Origin of the sequence: Mesoplasma chauliocola (genome assembly GCF_002290085.1) — a bacterium.
Lineage (GTDB): Bacteria > Bacillota_I > Bacilli_A > Mycoplasmatales > Mycoplasmataceae > Mesoplasma > Mesoplasma chauliocola.
The window spans coordinates 435,269-455,380 of sequence record NZ_CP023173.1; the positions used below are offsets into that span (position 1 = coordinate 435,269).

A 20,112-nucleotide genomic window follows, 5' to 3' on the forward strand; every position below is an offset into this window, starting at 1 on the left:
TATTTTTTCTTATTATTTTAAATTCTTTTTAATTTTATTAAAAATTTGTTCACTTGTAAATCCATATTCACTAATAACTTTATTTGCTGGTGCACTTGCTCCAAAAATATCAATACCAATGTTTAATCCATCATCACCTGTGTATTTTGTTCACCCAAATGTTGTGCCCATTTCAATTGAAACTCTGAAAGTTTTTTTGTCAATGATTTTATCTTTATAAGCTTGGTCTTGTTTATCAAATAAATTAGTTGAAGGCATTGATACTACCTTAGCAATAATTCCATTTTCTTTTAACAAATTTGCTGTTTCCATTGCTAAACCAACTTCACTACCTGTTGCAATTAAGGTAACTGCTGCATTTGGAGCATCTAACATTAGATAAGCACCTTTTTTCACTTCTTCATATACATTGTTGTGAGGCAATTGAACTAAATCTTGTCTTGTTAAAACTAAAGTTGAAGGATTATGTTTTAGATCTTCTAAAGCAATCTTGTATGACGCTAATGTTTCAGCGTAATCTGCTGGTCTAAAAGTTATATGGTTTGGAATGCTTCTAATCATTGCTAGTTGTTCAATTGGTTGATGAGTAGGTCCATCTTCTCCAACAGCAACTGAATCATGAGTAAAAATAAATAATTGTTGTGAATTCATAATTGAAGCTAGACGCATTGAAGGTTTCATATAGTCTGAAAATACAAAGAAACCACTTGAGAATGGAATTAATCCTCCGTGTTGATGAATACCATTATTGATAGCACCCATTGCAAATTCTCTAACACCATATAGAATATTTCTTCCACTTCTATTATCAATATCAAATTGTCCATCAGCACCTTTAATTCTTGTTGAAGATACTAAGTCAGCTGATCCACCAATTAAGAATTTAACTTCATTATTAATTTGATCTCAAACATTACCTGAACTTACTCTTGTTGCTTCAGCTTTTTCCGGAGTTTTAGCTAATAATTCATCATAATCAAATTTAATGTTTTTACTTAACGCATTTTCAAATTGAATTGCAAGTTCTTTATTATTTTCTTTTAAAGCCTTTAATTCTTGATTTCATTTTTCTTCAATTATTAGATTCTTTTCAATTTCATTTTTTCAATTTTCATAAACTTCAACTGGAATTTCAAAATCATTGTATTTTCAATTAAATGCATTCTTAACTGTTTCAATATCTGCGCCAATTGGAGCACCATGAACTGAACTTGTTCCTTGTTTTGTAGCTCCAATACCAATAATTGTTTTTACTTCAATATAAGTTGGCTTATCAGACAGTTTTGCTTCATTAATAGTTTTTTCAATTGCTATTAAATCTTCACCATCTGAAATTTTTAAAGTATTTCATTGTGCAGCTTTAAATCTAGCATGCATATCTTCACTTTGAGCTTTTAAAACTTTATCATCTAATTGAATATCATTTGAATCATGAATTAAAATCATTTTATTCAATTTTAATCTTCCAGCTAAACTAATTGCTTCTTGAGCAACACCTTCTTGTAAATCACCATCACCACATAAAACAAAAGTATAGTGGTCTACTAAATTAATGTTTGATTGATTGTAAATTGCAGCCATATGTGATTCAGCAATAGCTAATCCTACTCCCATTGCAATACCTTGCCCCAAAGGACCTGTTGTTACATCTACACCCTCTGTTAAGTGTGATTCAGGGTGTCCTGGTGTTTTGCTGTTTCATTGTCTAAAATTTTTAATTTCATCCATTGATAAATTGTAACCTGCTAAATGCAATGCAGAATATAACAATGCACTACCATGACCTGCTGATAATACAAATCTATCTCTATCAAATCAAGTTGGATTTTTTGGATTATGCTTCATAATTCGATTAAATAAAGTATAAACAATTGGAGCTGCTCCTAAAACAATTCCAGGATGTCCTGAATTAGCTTTATTAATTGCTGAAACTCCTAATATTCTCAATGCATTTAAGTTATCGTTGTTTTTGTTAATCATTTGCTTCTCCTTGTTTTTTTATTTTACTTGGTGTTATGTCTTTTCCTTCTGAATCAACAACTTTTGTATTTTTTAATTGTTGTTCAAATCCGGCTCTAAAGTGTTTAAGGTAGACTACTTTAAGATTTTCACGATAATCACTTTCGTCTTTTGTTAAATCTCGTTCTTTTTTAATTTTTGCTAAGCGATTTATTTCTTCAATTACTTCACTCATTGTCATTTTTTCTAAATTTTCCATATAACTCCCTTTAAAAATATTTTATACTAAACTAAAGGCTTTCTTAATGTAAGTTTAACCACATTTTCTTTTCCTGGAATATTTAAATTTATTTTGATAGGATTTTTCACTTTAAAATTAAATCAACCTAATCCAGATATAGATATATCAAATTCTTTATTAATATCTTTTTCACTAAAATCAAATTTATATTGTTTAATTTCGTTTTGTTCATTATAAGGAACTATATTTTCTTTATTTCTAAAATAATATTCTTCAGCATTTTTTGAATTTGTTCTGTGCAATTTTATTTCTTTATTGTTAAAGAAGTGAAAACTATTAACTTCATCATTTTTTCAGCTAAAATCCACTCAAAGCAGACCCGCATAAAAAATAGTGTTATTAGATTTTAACTGAAATGTATTTTGTGCTATTTCTTTATTAAAATAAATATACTTTCAGTCCTCTTTATTAAGTAAGTTTGCGACAGAATTACTTCTAGCAATCCCAGGAGTATCAAATAATATATCTTCACTTGAAAGTTTTATTTGAATAAAATCCAAAGTTGTATTAAAATATTTTGATTCAACAATTTGTGGTATTAAGTTATTTGCTTTTAATAATGAATTAATAATTGAAGATTTACCAACATTAGAACTACCAATAAAGTATTTGTTAGTTTTAGTTTTCTTAATCTTATTTAATAAACTATTTGTAAAGTTTGATTTAAAGGTAGTATTTAGAATAATATTTGTATTTTGTAAATCACTTTTGTTAAATAACTCAGTTATATATTTTCTGATCTTAGACAATTTAACAGCCTTTGGTAGCAAATCAATTTTATTAACAACAATCGTTACAGGGTATTTTTTAATCGCTGTTTCAATTTCTTTTACTCTACTTCCTTCTAAATCAAATATATCAATAATATAATAAAATTCAATTTCATTGGGATTTTGATTTTTAATTAAACTTGTTAATTTATCCAAAAAACTTTTTGCGTCAATTTCTTGATTAATTAATTCATTATAATTTTTAATTTTAAAGCATCTTAAGCAATACTCATTTTCTGGCTTTATAACATAACCAGGTAAATTTTGATCTTTATTTTGTTTTAAAATTCCACAACCTATGCACTTGCTCATGTTTCCCCCATTTGTTTATTCATAATAAAGCTAAAAAACTTTATTAAAACTAATATTTTTAAGACATCATCATAACAATGTTTTCTTGCCTCTTTTAAACTTTTAGATAATTTATCATGTTCACCTTGTGAAATTTCAGTTAAACTAAATAATTTCAAAGCTCTACTACATAAATAAGTGATATTATCTTCTTTGAAATTATATTTGCTGTGTAAATCATCTGTATAATCAAAGAATTTTTTTAAGCTTCTAATTTTAATTGAATCTTCTATATCACCTTTTTTAAGGTTTTGCTCGTTGTAAAACTTTTCACCATTTTTATCGTAATTAGTAAAACTTAGATTTTGTTCTAGTGCATCATATATATCAAAACTATTTAGTGTGTAAAGTCTTGTTTCCTTGTTATATAAAAATAAATCTGTTTTCTTATTTTTAAATAATGCCTTGTACGTATTAATTCATTGTTCTATTATTTTTTTGTCATTATCTTGACCAGCAAAAATAATAGTTCTAATATTTTTGTTTAAACACATATTAATAAAACTTTTGATCATTGATTGATACTGATTTTTAAAATTATATTTATCATCATTAACTTTTCTTCTGATTGATAAGCTATTTATTGATTTATGATTATTTCTTGTTTGAACTTCATTAAAACTTTTTGCAAATGAATAATTCATTAAGTAAACTATGTCTTTTTCACTCTCACTATATAATTTTGGCTCTATATTATCAAAATCATGACTTCGATTAAAAAACTCTGTATCCAAAATAATAACAGGGAATTTAATTTTAGTTAATTTATTTTGCAATCCCTCAAAATTAAAAAAAATTGATTGATACTTATTAAATTTAATTGAATTTTCTTTTATGTCCAAATTTTTATACTTCATAGTTCTCTTCTTTTCCTTTTTATATTTTAACAAATTAATAAATTAATTCATTGTTGTATAATCTTATTTATATAGTATGACTACAAAAGAGGAGGTTTTTTATGAAATTAAGAAGATTAATTAGTGAACTATTAATTGATGAGCTAATTTCTGAATTAAACAATTGCATAAAGAATATTCACTTAGTTATTGAATTTGAGAATCAAAAAAAATATACCTTTGATCAAACATTAATTTTATACAATCAAAAACTTATTGAAATAATTGAGTTAGAGTTAGACTTAAAAGCATTATCAAATTTTATAAAAAAATTTCTTGAAGAAATTTCACTAATTATAGTTGATGAAAAAGAAAACATTGCTCATTTTGATAAAAAATCACAAGAAAACAAAAAAAGATTATTTGAATTTATAATTTACATTCAAAATAATCTTGCTCAAGTACAAAAAATTATTATAGCTTTCAATTGAGCTATTAAAAAAATGGGAAATGATTTTGAACTTAGCAAAGACAATGCTGAGGAATTTAATCAATTAATAAATCATTATACTAATAGAAAATTTAAAAGTATTAGGGAAACAATTATTGTAAATTCAAATATTATTAGTTTTATCCAAGAATCAGTAAGTACTTTTGAAAATGATTCATTAATTGTAAAAAAGAAAACATTAGAAGAGCTGATTTCTGGAATCAATTTTGAATATATTTTAGATTTAGAAGACATTAATAATATAATAATTGCTTCAAAAATTTCGACTTCTTTAAATATGCTAATAACATTTATTGATTTAAACTTGAGTTTAAGTAAAACATATTAAAAAGTAACACTTAAATGTGTTACTTTTTTTTATTCTATTTCTACTATTAATTCAATTGAATTATCAATGTCACCATTTTCACTTATTAAAATTGTTTCAACAATTTCCCCAAGATTATTTGTTTTTTCACTCATCCCAACAACCATAAATTCACGATTGTTATAATCTATAACTTCTCCAACTTTAGCAATGTGGTCTAATCTTATTGTTTCTATTTCATATAGTTCTTCATTTGATTGTCAATTTAAATTATCAATCGTTTCCAACTCATCATCACTCAAATTACCTAAAAGATTAGAGTATTTGTCTTCTACACTATCTAAAAATCTTAAAGCATCAATTGTAGAATCTTCTTTTGCATCTTCTAAGATTTCTTGAGATAGATCAGATGATAATAAATTGTTATATTTGTCTTCAACTCCATTTAAAAAGTTTAAAGCATCAATTGTAGAATCTTCTTTTGCATCTTCTAAGATTTCTTGAGATAAATCTTCAACTAATAAATTATTATATTTGTCTTCGACTTCATTCAAGAATTTTAAAGCATCTATAGTACTAGCCTGTTCTTCATCTAAACCTGATGAAAGTGTAACATTTTCAAACATTGTCTCATCAATTTCAAATTCTTCTGCTTCAAATTCAAATAAAGTTCTTTCTTCTTCATTAAATATTAGTTCTTCTTCATTATGTTTTTGTGTATAACTTTCAAGATTACTAATTGTTTCATTGATTTGTGTTAGCTCTTTTTGAATTTCACTATCAAACTCTTCATCGATATGACCAAATAAAATTTTGTCATTTGATTCATTATTAATTATTTTAATCGGTGTTTCAAGAATTGTTTTGTTGATTGATTCTTCTTGAATTTCATCGTATTCATTACTTGATTCTTCAAAACTCTCATCATTAGCATCAAAACTATCAAATAAATCAGTTTCTTCACCGAATAGACTATCATTTGTTAATTCTTCTAACTCAGCATAGTCTTCTGTTCTAATACCTGTTGGTTCGTCAACTAATTCATTAATTTCAGTTTTAAATAATTGTGTTCTATCAATATCAAACTTATTACCAATTCCCTCTTTGATATAGTCTTTTTCATGCAAGAAATGAACTTTATCTTCTTCTGAATTAAATCTAATTTCTTTATTAGGCTCTTCAAATGAAAGAGCATCACCTTGCAATTCATCATAATCAGCTGTTTGTATTGAATCATTTTTTGTTTCATCTAAATCAAGAGAATTTACAAATGTATCATCATGAGTAGTAATATTTGCTTCATCAAAGATATTAATACTATCTTCTTCTAACTCAGCATAGTCTTCTGTTCTAATACCTGTTGGTTCGTCAACTAATTCATTAATTTCAGTTTTAAATAATTGTGTTCTATCAATATCAAACTTATTACCAATTCCCTCTTTGATATAGTCTTTTTCATGCAAGAAATGAACTTTATCTTCTTCTGAATTAAATCTAATTTCTTTATTAGGCTCTTCAAATGAAAGAGCATCACCTTGCAATTCATCATAATCAGCTGTTTGTATTGAATCATTTTTTGTTTCATCTAAATCAAGAGAATTTACAAATGTATCATCATGAGTAGTAATATTTGTTTCATCAATCAAAATCAACTCTTCAATGTCTTCAATTTCTTCAATAATATCCATAGTTGAATAATTATCATTTTCTTCTTCAAAAATTCCTATTGTTTTTTCATCATTAGCTAGATCATCATAATTTTCAAATATTAAATCTTCGTTTTCAATTTGTTCATGAATAGATTCTTCTAATTCTTCATAAAGGTTTAAATCGTTTTGAATAATATTTGCTTTTTCTTGTTGAAATGTTGTTGAAATAATTTCTTCGATTGTTCTTTCTGAGTTAGTTTGAGTTTCACTTGTTTTTAATTCTTCGAATGTAGAAGTTAAATCTATTATTTCATCATCAAAAGCTAAGTCATCAATTTTATTAAAGTTATCTGTAATTGTTTTATTTACTGAATCAATTAAATCAGTTGCTTCTTGCTCATATACTTCAAGAGCTGTTTGAACTGTATCTTCTGCAGTTAAGTCTTCGATTGTTTCACTAGTTAATTCATTATCAATTGTTTCACTTACAATGTTTGTAATTAAAACTTCTCCGTCATTTAAAACAACTTCTTCAAAAGCTATTTGTTTTTGTTCAGGTTTATCATTTTGTTGTTTTCATAATTTTTCAGATAATGTACTTAATCTTTTTTGCTTTTGTTTTTGTTTATTAATTAAGCTATAAGGATCATTTAAATCTTGAATTAAAGCTTTTGTTTTTTGTTCATTAACAACTTTAACATTATTTTTAGCATCTAGAACTTCAACTCTAGCAACATATTTTTCTCATGCTTGATTTAAATCCTTTTTATTATCATCTAATCAGATTAAGTAAAGAGTATATTTTTTAATGTGCTCTCTTATTTGCTGTTCATAAACTGAAATATCTTTATTTAGAATTGCTAATGTTGCATCAGCTGAAAACTTTTGAATCAATATATAATTATTTATTTTATTTATTAAATCTAGTGAAACGTTTCTCATACTATCTCCTTTTTATATAAATTATACTTGATTTAATAACGGTTTATTTATTTTATAATAATAAAAAAATTAGAGAAACCCCTAATTTTCTACATTTTATTTAGTTTATCCACTATTAGTTGTAATTGTTGCTTGTATAATTCATATTTCTCACGCTCTTCAGCTATTTTTGCTGGTGCAGCTTTAGAAACAAAATTTGCATTATTTAACATTCTTTCTGATCTTAAAATTTCATTTTCAAGTTCACTTTTCTTATTTGCCAATTCTTCAAGCATTTTTTCTTTATCAATAAAATCTGCATTAGCTATTTCGATAAAAAAATCCAAGACAGGTAAACTTGTTGTTTCAGAATCAATATTATTTTTTAAAACTAAATTTGCATTAACAAATTCATTTAAAAATCTGTTTATATCATTTATATATTCTTTAACTACTTCTAAATTGCCTTTTGACACACTTCAATTTAAAGCAACGTTATTTTTTATATTATTTGATGCTCTAAATTCTCTTATTGAATTAATTAATTCAATAACAATGTTAATATAATCAGTTTCGAATTTAAATTCTTTAGCAAATCAACTTTCTTCAAGAATTGATTCTTTTAAATTTAAAGTTTTGTAAATATGCTCTGTAACAAATGGTAAATAAGGATGTAACATGATTAAAATATTTTTTAATAAATATACAATGCTTTGTTGCGTTGCTTGTTTTGTTTCTTGATTGTTTAAATTTACTTTTGCAAATTCAATATATCAACTACAATAAGTATTTCAAACAAAGTCATAAAGCATTTTTCCAGCTATTGCAAACTCGTATTTATCAATTAAATAATTAACTTGTTTTGAAACCTTGCTAAATTCTGTTAATACTCATTTGTCTGTTTCATTTAAATTGTCTGATTTAAGAATTTCTTCCTCTGTTCAAGGTTTAAAATCTTCATCTAAATTCATTAATACATATCTTGATGCATTTCATAATTTATTTATAAAATTTCATGCCGATTTAACTTTTGTATCACTATATCTAATATCTTGACCTGGAGTTGAATTAGTTAATAATGAAAATCTTAATGAGTCAGAACCATTTTGTGCTATGACATCCATTGGATCAATCCCATTGCCTAATGATTTACTCATTTTAGTTCCATTTTCATCTCTAACCAAACCATGAATTAAAACATCTTTGAAAGGTATCTTGCCTGTATACTCAATTGTTTGGAAAATCATTCTTGAAACTCAAGAAAAAATAATATCGTGACCTGTAACTAATACACCATTTGGTAAATATTCTTTAAAGTATTTAGATTCAAATCCTTCTTCACGCATTAAAGTAGCGAAAGGTCATAAACCAGATGAAAATCATGTATCTAAAACATCTTCATCTTGAATTCAGTTTTCAACATCTTCAGGGGCTTGCATACCAACAAAAATCTTAGTTTTATCATCTTTGTGATATCAAGCTGGAATTCTATGACCTCATCATAGTTGTCTTGAAATAGTTCAATCATGAATGTTTTCCATTCATTTTCTTAAAACACCATTAAAGCGTTCTGGGTAGAATTTAATTTGCTCATCACTTTCTTGTAATTTTAAGATCATATCAGCAAAACTATCCATTTTTACAAATCATTGATCACTTAAATATGGTTCAACAATAGCATTGCTTCTTTCACTGAAACCAACCTGATGAATCATAGATTCTGCTTTAATAAATGTATTGTTTTTTGTTAAATTTTCAATTATTTTGTTTCTAGCTTCAAATCTATCAAGACCTTGATATTCATTTCCACCCATTTCATTAATAGTTCCATCTTCGTTCATACAAATTGGTTTATCTAAATTATGACGAACACCAATTTCAAAATCATTTAAATCATGAGCTGGTGTACATTTCATAACACCAGTTCCAAAGTCTAATTCAACATAACTATCTGCAATTATAGGAATTAATTTATTATTAACGGGATTAATAACTTTTTTACCCACAAATTGTTTATATCTTTCATCTTCTGGATTAACAACTAAACATTGATCAGCAAACATAGTTTCAGGTCTTGTTGTAGCTACACTTAAATAGTCATTTGAACCTTCAAGAATATATTTAAAATGATACATAAATCCTTCAACTTCTTTATAAATAACTTCAACATTTGAAATTGCTGTTTTTTGCATAGGATCTCAGTTAACAATTCTTTTACCTTTGTAAATCAAACCTTTTTTATAAAAATCAACAAAGATTTCAGTAACAATTTTATTAATATCTTCATCTAAAGTAAATTTTTCAACACTATAATCAAATCCTAAACCCAACTTTGCTCATTGTTGTCTGATTATTGCAGCATATTCATGTTTTCATTTTCAAGCATGTTCTAAAAACTTTTCACGACCAAGTTCAAATCTGCTAATTCCTTGTTCTCTTAATTTTGCTTCAACTTTAACTTGAGTACTAATTCCAGCATGATCCATTCCTGGTAAATATAAAACATCAAAACCATTTAATTTTTTAAATCTAATAATAGCATCTTGCAAACTACCATCTCAGGCATGACCAATATGTAATTTACCTGTAACATTTGGTGGAGGTAAAACAATTGAAAATTTTGGTTTTTTAGAATCTGGATTAGCCTTAAAATAATTATTTTTAACTCATCAATCATATCTATTATCTTCAACAAGTTGATAATTATATTTTGCTTCTAATTCTTTTTTCATTATTGTATATCTCCATTTCAATATATTAATTTTATAATATTTAATGTTTAACAAAAAGTAAAAATCGCTAACTTTTTAAGTGTTACAGCATTTTTACTTTGTTTTCCTGTATCTAAATCTTTTATAGGCAGTTTTATTAGCATTTTTTTATTATTTCTAAACTAAGATATAAAATACAAATTCCATATAAAAAAAGACTTATTTAAATCCTTATAAACTGAATTAAAAAAAGATAATGCAAAACATTATCTTTTACGTTTTTTATTTTGTTCTTTAGTATCTTGATTAATCATTTCAGCTAACATTTTCTGATTTTTTTGTCAGTTAGCGATTGATAAATGATATGAATAAAATATTATTCCATCAATTAAAATAATTAATAAGAAAGGTACTATTGCTATAGAAAATGCAGTGAATATAACTCAAATGTTATTGTTTGTTCAATGAGCGGTTGCACTTTTTCCATATCCTACTAAACCTAAAACATTATCGTTTAAACCAGGAATTAAAATAACTCCTAATGACAACACAAATGCAATTAATGACGCATAAACTAAAGGTTTTGAAATCAATAGTTTTACTTTAATTGAAGATTTTCAATTTGAAAGTTTAATTAAATGAGCAAAAAATAACGGAGACATAACAATTGTTATAAACATTGATGTTCTACCAAATGCAATATATTCATCTAATAAATCAATTCTTTCTATTCCACTTAATTTACTATTCATAATTGCATAAATTTGATCTAATCAACTATTTATGTTTTCAGTGTTTATAGAACTATATTTTTCAGTTGTTTTAAATATTTCATTTCAAGCAGCAACATCTGTTGCTATCATCCCTATAAAGAATGAACCAACAGAACATAATGCTGATAAAACTCCAATCTTTATTATTGGTAAAATTAAACCTTTTAATAATCCATTTTTACCAACCTGTGGTTTGAGTTTCATTAAAGTATTATCTAATGGACCCATTCCAATTGCAATTGCTAAACATGATTCAACAATTAAGTTTATATATAAAATATTTGTTGCCTCTAATGGAGAAATTTTAAATATTAATGAAATAATCAAAATTGATAAAACGTTTGCCAAGTTAAATCCCATTAAAAGTGTAATTGCGCGTTTAATTTTTTGATAAACGTTTCTTCCTTCATTAACTCCAATCATAATAGTTGCAAAGTTATCATCAGTTAATATAACATCACTTGCTTGTTTAGCAACATCAGTTCCTGTAATACCCATAGCAACACCAATATCAGCTTTACTTAAACTTGGTGCATCATTAACTCCATCTCCAGTCATAGAAACAATATAACCTTTGTTTTGTAATGTAGAAACAATTTTAACTTTGTGCTCTGGATTAACACGAGCAAATACTCTAATATTATCAATAACATCATTTAATTCTTCATCAGACATAGTGTCTAATTTATCTGAAGAAATAACTTGATTTGCTTCATATGCAAGTCCCAAGTCTCTTGCTATAGCAAGTGCTGTAATTGCATGGTCACCTGTAATCATGCATACTTCAATACCAGCAGCATGAGCTTCTTCAATTGCTTGAACAGCTTCTTTTCTAACTGGATCGATCATAGCTACTGCACCAACAAATGTTAAACCATTTTCTTCTAATTTATTATTTTTTACTTCTTTATAAGCAAATGCCAAAACCCTTAAAGCATCATCACTTAAGTTAATACTTGCTTTCATAATTTCGTTTTTATGACTCTCAGTTAATTTAATAACCTTGTCTTCAATCATAATATGATCACAAATACTTAACAATTGGTCGATTGCACCTTTTGTAAAAGCTATTTTTTTACTATCAACTGAATTTAAAGTACTCATTAACTTTCTTTCACTATCAAAAGGTATTTCGTCAATCCTTTCAAACTTTTTACGATAAATTAATTCATCAACACCCATTAATTCAGCATAGTCAACCAATGCTAGTTCTGTTGGATCACCAATTCTTTCGCTTCCTTCAGTAATACTATCGTTTGGTAAAACTAAAGCTTTTAATAAAAGTTCTTTTTGTTTAGTTAGCTGAGTATTAACAAACTCAGCAGCATCAACAATTTTATTATTTTCTATAACTTTTTTAACAGTCATCTTATTTTGAGTAAGTGTTCCTGTTTTATCAGTACATATCACATTAACTGATCCTAATGTTTCAACACTAGCTAATTTTTTAACAATAACATTGTTTTTAGCCATTCTTTTTGTTGAGAAACTTAAAGTAATTGAAATAACAGCTGCTAAAGACTCCGGAATAATACCGATTGCTAAGGTTATAGCTACCATTAGATAACTTGCCCATGCTTCAAAACCACCAACTAATGATAATAATAAAAATACCAAAACTCCAATAACTGCTGCAACACAGCTAATAACATAACCAAATTTGCTTATTTTTTTCTCTAATGGAGTTTGACTCTCTTCATTTTTTTCAATAGCTTGTGAAATTTTACCAATTTCAGTGTCTAATCCTGTTCTGATTACAATACCAACTGCTCTACCAGCTGTTGTAAATGTTGACATAAACGCTATATTTGTTTTTTCGGCTAAAATTTTAGTTTCAGCTATTGCTTTATGTGTTTTTTCAACAGGAACTGACTCACCAGTTAAAATTGATTCATCAATCATAAAATCCGCTGACTGAACTATTCTCAATTCGGCAGGAACATATTTTCCGGCTTCAAGAATAACAATATCACCTACAACTAAATCAGCTGCATCGATTTCTTTTTGATTATGATTTCTAAGCACAACTGCTTTTGGTTTAGACAATGATTTAAGTGCATCAACACTTTTTCTTGCTTTAACTGTTTGAACTGTTTCTAATATTGCATCAACTACAACAATCATCATAATAACAATAAAATCGATGAAATCATGCATTCCTAATGGTTGACCTGGTCTTGAAATAACAGGTGCAACTATTGATATAACAGCAGCAAACATTAATATTAGTTGTAATGGTTCTACAAAAGCATGCAAGAATGTAACTCATCATGGAGTAACTTTTCCTGTAGGTAATTCATTTTTTCCATTTTCTAAAAGCCTTTTTGCAGCCTCTTGCTCGTCTAAACCAGTTTTTATGTCTGTATTCAACTTTTCTTCAATTTCTTTAATCTTACTACTCTCTCAACTATCCATTTTCTACCTCTAATAATCTAATTAAAGCTTCATAGCTTTCTTTTATATTAAGTTTATCTAAATTTGAAACTTTTACAAATATATCGCTAGAATTAAAATGTAAAGTTTCTTTTATCAATTTTTCATTTTTAACATATTCATTTTTTTTAAGTTTATCTAATTTTGTTCCAACCATTAAAACTGGAATCTCATTTGCTTTTAAAAAATCATACATTTGAATATCATCATTTGTTGGTTTATGTCTTAAATCAACTAACATACAAACAACCTTTAAATTTGGTCTTGTTGTTAAATATTCTTCCATCATAATTCCAAACTCTATTTTCATATCGTTTGAAATTCTTGCATATCCATAACCAGGTGCATCAACAAGTCTAAAACTACTATTATTTATATCAAAGAAGTTTAAAAGCCTTGTCTTACCTGGTGTATTTGCGACTTTAGCTAATTTTTTGTTATTTGCTAAAGTGTTTATAAAACTTGACTTACCAACATTACTTCTACCAACAAAACAAACCTCAGGAATTTGATCATCTATTCATCCTGATTTGTTTGCTGCAGATTTAATAAATACACTTTGTTTAAACATAATTACCTCCTAAATAAATTCTGTTTTTAAATCTAAATTTTTTAAGAAGTCTTTTAGTTCTCAATGATATGTAACTTTAACAAATTCATATCCTGCTTCTTCTTGAACTTTAAAAATGATATTTTTTCTTTTACTATCATTTTTAATACTTATTATTTCTTTAAAATCAAAGACTTTATCTCAAATAAGTAGTTTGCTATTTTTAACAACTAAATAAACTGACTTTATTTTTTTTTGAATATAAGTTATTCAAATCAGCAGTAATAGCATATAAATAACATCTACTATTGTTTGAAATACCATTAAGTTATCACTCTGATTAATAAAATAAAAAATTGTTAAAGCAAAGAATAATAAAGATATAATACTTAAAATTATTAAATAGCAAATAATCATTCAAAATAATTTAACATTCTTAAAATATTTGTTTTCTTGCTTAATAAGTTTAATTATTTTATTTATTTTTAATAAATCTTTAATAAATATAAAAGTAGAATAAATAATTAATATAAATGAAACTATCAATGGAAATATAATTACTTTCATTTTAATAATTCTCCGTTCTAAACCTTGAAATTATGGCATTAAACTTTAAATCATCAGTCAATATTTTTATTTCTTCAGACCTTGTTTTTAAGTAAACACCTTTGTAGAATTCTTTTTCTAAAGTTATAACTAAACTTTCGTTAATCAAAATATTCTCTATTTTCACAATTTTATATTGACTATTTACATCAAAAACTATTCTTTTGTTGCTTAAATAAACTAATGCTTTTTCATATTCATTATCTTTTCCTTTAAACTTAAAAAGCGAATAATTTTTCTTTAGTGTTTTGTAGAACTGATCATATTCATCATCAAATTCCTTTTTAGAGTTCCTTTTATTTACATTTTCATTAAATGAAATATTTAATTCATCAATAAAAAGAATTTTTTCATCATCTGATAACTCGAATTTTGTTTTTATAGGTTTAAGATTATTCAAAAGTTCATCTTTGAACTTTTCAAATTCTTTGATTTCATTTCTATAGTCATCATTAACTGTTTTATAAGGTTTATGTTTAATTGAATATAGGTATGACATAAGACCAACAATAAGTAAAATAACTACATATAATGCTATTATACATATAGCTATAATAAATTTTGATTCCATTTTATTCTTCTTCAAAATCCATTTCGTATTGATTTCAAATATCAACTAAATTTATTAAACATTCAGATGCATTTAATTCTTTAAGTAATTCATATTTATTATCATCATTAACTGTTTTTTCAATTTTTAAAATATTTATTAAAATTTTGCTTGCTTCTCTTAAGTCATTCAAGTTGTTTTCTTCTGATGCAATTTTTAATACTTTCGTAAATTCAACTTCATCACTAAAAATATTTTTAAATTTTAAAACTGATTCAGAATAAATTATATTAATTTTATTAATAATTTCTTCCTTATAAATTTCTAATATATTTTCTTGAGTAACTAATGATTTTTCAGCACCATCTTCAATTGAATCTGTAAACTTAAATAAAAAGTTATCAGGTTTTAAAAAGTCAGCCATTGAACTTGCTATTTGTAAGTTACAAATTAATTCAAATTCATCTTTATGCTTTAAAGCTCTGATTTGGTTTTCTAATTCAACTTCAAATGATTTAAATGTATTTAATATTTCGAATAAATCTTCAACTTCCTCAACTTCATTTAATTTATCTAATGTTTTTGTTAATTCTTTATTATTTTTTAATGCTTCTTCAACATTTTCCAAACTTGAAATTATGATTGCTAAACCTGGTTCTAAAAAATCAATTTCAATTTCATTTTTCATATGTTATCTCCTTTAAAGTATAATATTATTAATTATACCTTATAATATAAAAAGATTAAGAAATAAAGGAGTTATGATGATTCAAATATTTAAGCTGAAAGAATTAAATTTAACAGAAATAAATCATTTAGAAGAACTTAATTCTTGGTGGGACAAACCAATAAATAAAAAACTGGTAAAATGCAAAAGATTTATTTCAAATTTTGGTTTGCAACCAAATGATTACATAAGTTTTGATAATATCAATGATGTGTCATTTAATGAATTTATTAGAGGTATCAATAACTACTTAAATTTTTATACACCTAAACTAAAAACAATAGTGAGTGAAAGGCATGCATTTAAGAAATTTGATAAATCAATAATTAATTACATGCAATTAAATGGTTATGTATGAGCATTAAGTACAATAGCTTCTTTTTATAGTGAAAAAGTAGATCCAGATTTAACAAAGTTAAATAAAAATGATGCAGTTGCATTTGCAAACGATGTTTTATTTGAAAAATGAAATAAATTTAAAAGAGAAGTAATTGCAAACTTTGGTGGTAACGAAATAATAAAAGATGTTATTAAAGGAGTTTTTGAAAATGAAGTTATTTATGAAGGTATTTTATTTGACTCAAGAGTAATTATTAATACAATTGTTAAATATACATCTAACTTACTTAAAAGAACTGAGATAACTGAAAAGCAATTTTTAAATATAATGTATTTAGCATACTTACAATCTAATTTTATTGAAGCTTTTATTTATATTTATAATGGTTTTATTATTAATTTAAGATAGTAAAAAGAACAACATTGAGTTTTATCTCATTAGTTGTTCTTTTTTCGTAACTTTAAATTATTTTAACTATTTTTAATAGATTCAGGTTTTATTTCAACTTCTAATTGATTTGCATTAGTTTCAATTTCGGCTGTTGTCTGAATAAAGATTTTATCACCATCTTTATAAATAACGTTATCTTTGCTTGGAGCTTGGCCAATAGATTCTAAAACCGACATAATTTGACCAATAGAGTCTTCAATTCCATAAACACGGTAATCATTTGATCAAACAGACATACTATTTGTAAATTTTGCTCTAACAACTGTATTTGGATTTAATTCTCCTTTTATAAGTTCATTATAATAATTATCTTGTTCATAAATGTTATAAATTACGTCATCTGTTTTTTTAGATTCTACATTTACTGACTGTGAAGGTGCTGTTAATATTGTTTCTGTTGATTCAGTTGTTGTGCTAGTTGATGATAGGCTAAAACTTAATTTTGTATTTAAAAATTTTATCGGTGCTGATAACTCTAAACCTACTGATTTTGTAACACTATAAGAAACTAAATCAGTGTATGTTTTAGAAAAAGAAGCAGATTGCATTGTTTGTTTTTCTGAAGTGCTATTTGTTAATTTATCTATTTCTTGATGTATTAATTTTTTTTCTCCATGTTTTGTACTAGTCTCTGTCATTTCTGGACTATTAAAAAAAGTTGGATTAAGTATTTCAAAAGAATCAACATTGCAAACAGGAAAAGTATCATCATCAACTAAGTTTTTATATTGTGTATAAAAATATTCAAGTAAAATAGTTTTTAAATAATCATTTATATTTGTAAAAGTTTCACCTTCTTTTATATTTATATTTGTCTCATTATTTGCACTAGTAGTTATTAATGAGGCTGTTGATATAGAAAAAACGTTCAAACTTCCTAATATTGATAATAAAAATTTCATTTATATCATCTCTTTTCTTTTGCAAAATATTTTTTCAAAAAATATAAACATAATACTAAGTTTTAATAAACATTTATAAATTTTGAAAAATATATGTGAAATGAATTTTTATTCCCTAGTTGTTTTAAAAGAAAAGCAACTATTATTTTTGTAACCGACCCACCCACCCTAAAACTTTCTATCCTTAATTTCATTATAGTACTTATTAAATAAAATGCAAAAAAAAAAAAAAACAGCGTTTAAAAGTAAATGCTATTTTATTAGTAAACTTTAACTTCTTCTCCAGATTTATCACTCTCAATTAAATCTACAAAAGCTTTTGCTGCATTTTTTACCGGAACAGGTTTAATTCCTTTAAAATACTCACCATATTCTTCCATTGACTCATTAAATACAGAAGGGCTAACGCAATTTATTCTAATGTTTTGCTTTATATCCAAGGCTGCTGCTTTAGCAAACGCTGCAACTGCTCCGTTAGTTGATGCAAGCATTGTTCCTTGTTTAATAAATTTATCTTTAATAATTCCTGCTACTAAAGTTATACTTCCTTTTTCTTTAACATATTCACTACCAATTAAAACTATATTAACTTGTCCCACCAATTTATTGTTGACTGAAAACATAATGTCTTCTTGTGTAATATTCTCAAGTTCTTTAACTGCAGCTGAACCAGCTGCGCTTACTATATGATCTACTTTGCCTATTTGTTTAAACATGTTTCTTATGCTTTTTTCTGAAGACATATCTACTTGAACATCCCCAGTTTTTCTCCCGGCTGTAATTATTTCATAATTTCGACTGCTTTCTTTTAATTCTTTTACTACGGCTGAACCTAATGTCCCATGACCACCTAAAACTAATACTTTCATTATAAAATCTCCTTTGATTTATTTTAATTATAATACTTCAGTTATCATACTTTATTTATAATTTTCATAATTGTTTAAAAGTATAAAAAAAAGATGCATTTGCATCTTTTTAGCAAATAATTATTTGCCTATTATTATTTATATTTACGGTTTTGTTTTTGTTTGTAAATTCTTTTTTCTTTTTTACTTAGGTGATACTCACGTTTTCTAGCTTCAGCTTTATTTGATGATGCTACTTTTTGGAAACGTTTAAGAGCTTTTTCGATTGATTCTCCCTCGTGTACTATAATACTTGCCATTTTTTCAACTCCAATTCAATAAACTATTAATATTTTAACTTATTATTACTATAAATTACAATAGATTTATTAAAAATTAATTAATTGAATATTATTTAAAAGTTTTTTTATTATCTATAAAAATCATCAAAGTTTCTTATTTGATTTTTTTCTTACTATAAAGTAAGGTATAAATACAACAAATAATACTATAGCTAATATTGTAAAAAATATAACCATACAAAATTTATTTGCTGCTTTTTTTAAAGCAATTTGTTGATCAAGTGTAACTATTTCATATCCGTAGAATGAGTCAATATTACCTTTTCTTGAATAATTGAATATTAATGTAAATATTTGCATTACTGCAGTTATACTCAAAACAATAATGAAAATCATAATTTCTGAATCTAAATGAACCTTGTTAGATTTATTAACTAAAAATAATATTAATGTTGTTAAGCCTCCATATAAGTAAATTCCAAAACAAGCTCAATTTAAGTAAATGTGTTTTTTAATAATTTTTTTGTAACTCTTTATAATGAAAAACGGAATTCTTTCTCTACCCATTAAGATATCAGATTTATATCTTTTAACATCAATTAAAATATGGTTTAAGTCAATTGCTGCTTTAATAAAACAAATTGAACTAAAAATTAAAATTGTTATCATAATAGCAGCTGATGGAACTAATGAATCATCAATTTTTAAAAAATTTGATCCATCTTCCAATTTTACATAATTTAAAACTATAAAAAATGTTGACACTGAGATGCATAGAATAGATACAAACATTAAGAAAGCAATTTTGTATTTTTCCATTTTAATTTCTTTTGCAATTCGCTTATTAACAACAACTGCGTTAAGTTCTTGTTTTGAAAATTCAGGGATAATTTCAGTATATTTTTTTTCTCCTAAACCTATTGAATTGCTATTAACATAATTAGGATTGTTTATTTGATTTTGGTGAGACGGATTTTGTTCAGCATTTATTCCATTCATAATTTCACTATTCATTTATTTTTTTCCTTTCTCTAATCTTGGTTTCTTTAACTATCGAATTTATTTCTTCATCAATTTTTATTTTTTCTAATTCTAAATTATTAGTACTTTTATCAATTTTTGTTTTAGTAATAACAAATTTTGTTAAATATATTAAAAAAGAGACTAGTAATAATGAAGCAAAGAAAATAAAAATAAAGACAAATGGTATATCTGCTCCAAAGATATTTAAAGCATTTTTTAATTCAAAAATTCCTCTCATAATAAATCTCCTTTAAAATATTTTATCATTTTTGTTTTAGTTTTAATATTTAAT

The 20,112-nt window shown here is 25.2% G+C and carries 18 protein-coding genes; 2 read left to right on the plus strand and 16 right to left on the minus strand.

What is annotated here, in order from left to right; translation table 4 throughout:
- Positions 1-12: 12 nt before the first annotated feature.
- From tkt to CK556_RS01935, 4 genes are read right to left on the minus strand one after another with little or no spacing between them, the layout of a single operon-like run.
- Positions 13-1,980: a transketolase gene (tkt, locus tag CK556_RS01920; protein WP_027875369.1), complete on the minus strand. Its 1,968-nt coding sequence runs from the start codon at positions 1,978-1,980 to the stop codon at positions 13-15.
- Positions 1,973-2,218 (minus strand): DUF896 domain-containing protein, encoded by a 246-nt coding sequence (locus CK556_RS01925; protein WP_036246517.1) that lies wholly within the window; start codon positions 2,216-2,218, stop codon positions 1,973-1,975. The genes tkt and CK556_RS01925 overlap by 8 nt, the downstream gene beginning before the upstream one ends.
- Before the next feature lie 26 nt (positions 2,219-2,244).
- Complete coding sequence (gene yqeH / locus CK556_RS01930) at positions 2,245-3,342, minus strand: ribosome biogenesis GTPase YqeH (protein ID WP_027875371.1); 1,098 nt, start codon at positions 3,340-3,342, stop codon at positions 2,245-2,247.
- Entirely contained in the window at positions 3,327-4,238 is a 912-nt protein-coding gene (locus CK556_RS01935) for a hypothetical protein (protein WP_027875372.1), read from the minus strand. The genes yqeH and CK556_RS01935 overlap by 16 nt, the downstream gene beginning before the upstream one ends.
- Before the next feature lie 101 nt (positions 4,239-4,339).
- Between CK556_RS01935 and CK556_RS01940 the strand changes: the two genes are divergently transcribed.
- Positions 4,340-5,056 carry a hypothetical protein gene (locus CK556_RS01940; protein WP_027875373.1) on the plus strand — a complete coding sequence of 239 codons (717 nt, stop codon included), beginning with the start codon at positions 4,340-4,342 and terminating at the stop codon, positions 5,054-5,056.
- A 29-nt stretch (positions 5,057-5,085) separates the two neighbouring features.
- Here the strand turns inward: CK556_RS01940 and CK556_RS01945 are convergent, their stop codons facing one another.
- The 7 genes from CK556_RS01945 to CK556_RS01975 form a co-directional block, all read right to left on the minus strand.
- The gene (locus tag CK556_RS01945) at positions 5,086-7,626 is read right to left on the minus strand and encodes a hypothetical protein (protein WP_027875374.1); all 2,541 of its coding nucleotides are present in this window, start codon (positions 7,624-7,626) and stop codon (positions 5,086-5,088) included.
- 89 nt (positions 7,627-7,715) lie between these two features.
- Positions 7,716-10,337 carry a valine--tRNA ligase gene (locus CK556_RS01950; RefSeq protein WP_027875375.1) on the minus strand — a complete coding sequence of 874 codons (2,622 nt, stop codon included), beginning with the start codon at positions 10,335-10,337 and terminating at the stop codon, positions 7,716-7,718.
- A gap of 245 nt (positions 10,338-10,582) precedes the next feature.
- Positions 10,583-13,504 (minus strand): cation-translocating P-type ATPase, encoded by a 2,922-nt coding sequence (locus tag CK556_RS01955; protein ID WP_027875376.1) that lies wholly within the window; start codon positions 13,502-13,504, stop codon positions 10,583-10,585.
- Positions 13,497-14,093: a ribosome biogenesis GTP-binding protein YihA/YsxC gene (yihA, locus tag CK556_RS01960; protein WP_027875377.1), complete on the minus strand. Its 597-nt coding sequence runs from the start codon at positions 14,091-14,093 to the stop codon at positions 13,497-13,499. Before yihA ends, CK556_RS01955 begins: the two co-directional genes overlap by 8 nt.
- A gap of 9 nt (positions 14,094-14,102) precedes the next feature.
- On the minus strand, positions 14,103-14,639 hold the full coding sequence (locus tag CK556_RS01965; protein ID WP_027875378.1) for a hypothetical protein: 537 nt from the start codon (positions 14,637-14,639) through the stop codon (positions 14,103-14,105).
- 1 nt (position 14,640) lies between these two features.
- The gene (locus tag CK556_RS01970; RefSeq protein WP_027875379.1) at positions 14,641-15,249 is read right to left on the minus strand and encodes a hypothetical protein; all 609 of its coding nucleotides are present in this window, start codon (positions 15,247-15,249) and stop codon (positions 14,641-14,643) included.
- A 1-nt stretch (position 15,250) separates the two neighbouring features.
- On the minus strand, positions 15,251-15,916 hold the full coding sequence (locus CK556_RS01975) for a hypothetical protein (RefSeq protein WP_027875380.1): 666 nt from the start codon (positions 15,914-15,916) through the stop codon (positions 15,251-15,253).
- A gap of 76 nt (positions 15,917-15,992) precedes the next feature.
- On the opposite strand from CK556_RS01975, the gene CK556_RS01980 reads away from it, so the two are divergent.
- Positions 15,993-16,703 (plus strand): hypothetical protein, encoded by a 711-nt coding sequence (locus CK556_RS01980; protein WP_027875381.1) that lies wholly within the window; start codon positions 15,993-15,995, stop codon positions 16,701-16,703.
- A 62-nt stretch (positions 16,704-16,765) separates the two neighbouring features.
- Here CK556_RS01980 and CK556_RS01985 read toward each other — a convergent pair whose 3' ends face one another.
- From CK556_RS01985 to CK556_RS02005, 5 genes are all read right to left on the minus strand, one after another.
- Positions 16,766-17,647, minus strand: coding sequence for an ETX/MTX2 family pore-forming toxin (locus CK556_RS01985; RefSeq protein WP_027875382.1), 882 nt, complete (start codon positions 17,645-17,647; stop codon positions 16,766-16,768).
- A gap of 260 nt (positions 17,648-17,907) precedes the next feature.
- Complete coding sequence (locus CK556_RS01990; RefSeq protein ID WP_027875383.1) at positions 17,908-18,516, minus strand: short chain dehydrogenase; 609 nt, start codon at positions 18,514-18,516, stop codon at positions 17,908-17,910.
- 134 nt (positions 18,517-18,650) lie between these two features.
- Positions 18,651-18,815: a 30S ribosomal protein S21 gene (gene rpsU / locus CK556_RS01995; protein WP_011183260.1), complete on the minus strand. Its 165-nt coding sequence runs from the start codon at positions 18,813-18,815 to the stop codon at positions 18,651-18,653.
- A 114-nt stretch (positions 18,816-18,929) separates the two neighbouring features.
- The gene (locus CK556_RS02000) at positions 18,930-19,811 is read right to left on the minus strand and encodes an MSC_0882 family membrane protein (RefSeq protein WP_051412741.1); all 882 of its coding nucleotides are present in this window, start codon (positions 19,809-19,811) and stop codon (positions 18,930-18,932) included.
- Positions 19,804-20,058 (minus strand): TIGR04561 family membrane protein, encoded by a 255-nt coding sequence (locus tag CK556_RS02005; RefSeq protein WP_027875384.1) that lies wholly within the window; start codon positions 20,056-20,058, stop codon positions 19,804-19,806. Before CK556_RS02005 ends, CK556_RS02000 begins: the two co-directional genes overlap by 8 nt.
- Positions 20,059-20,112: the final 54 nt, after the last annotated feature.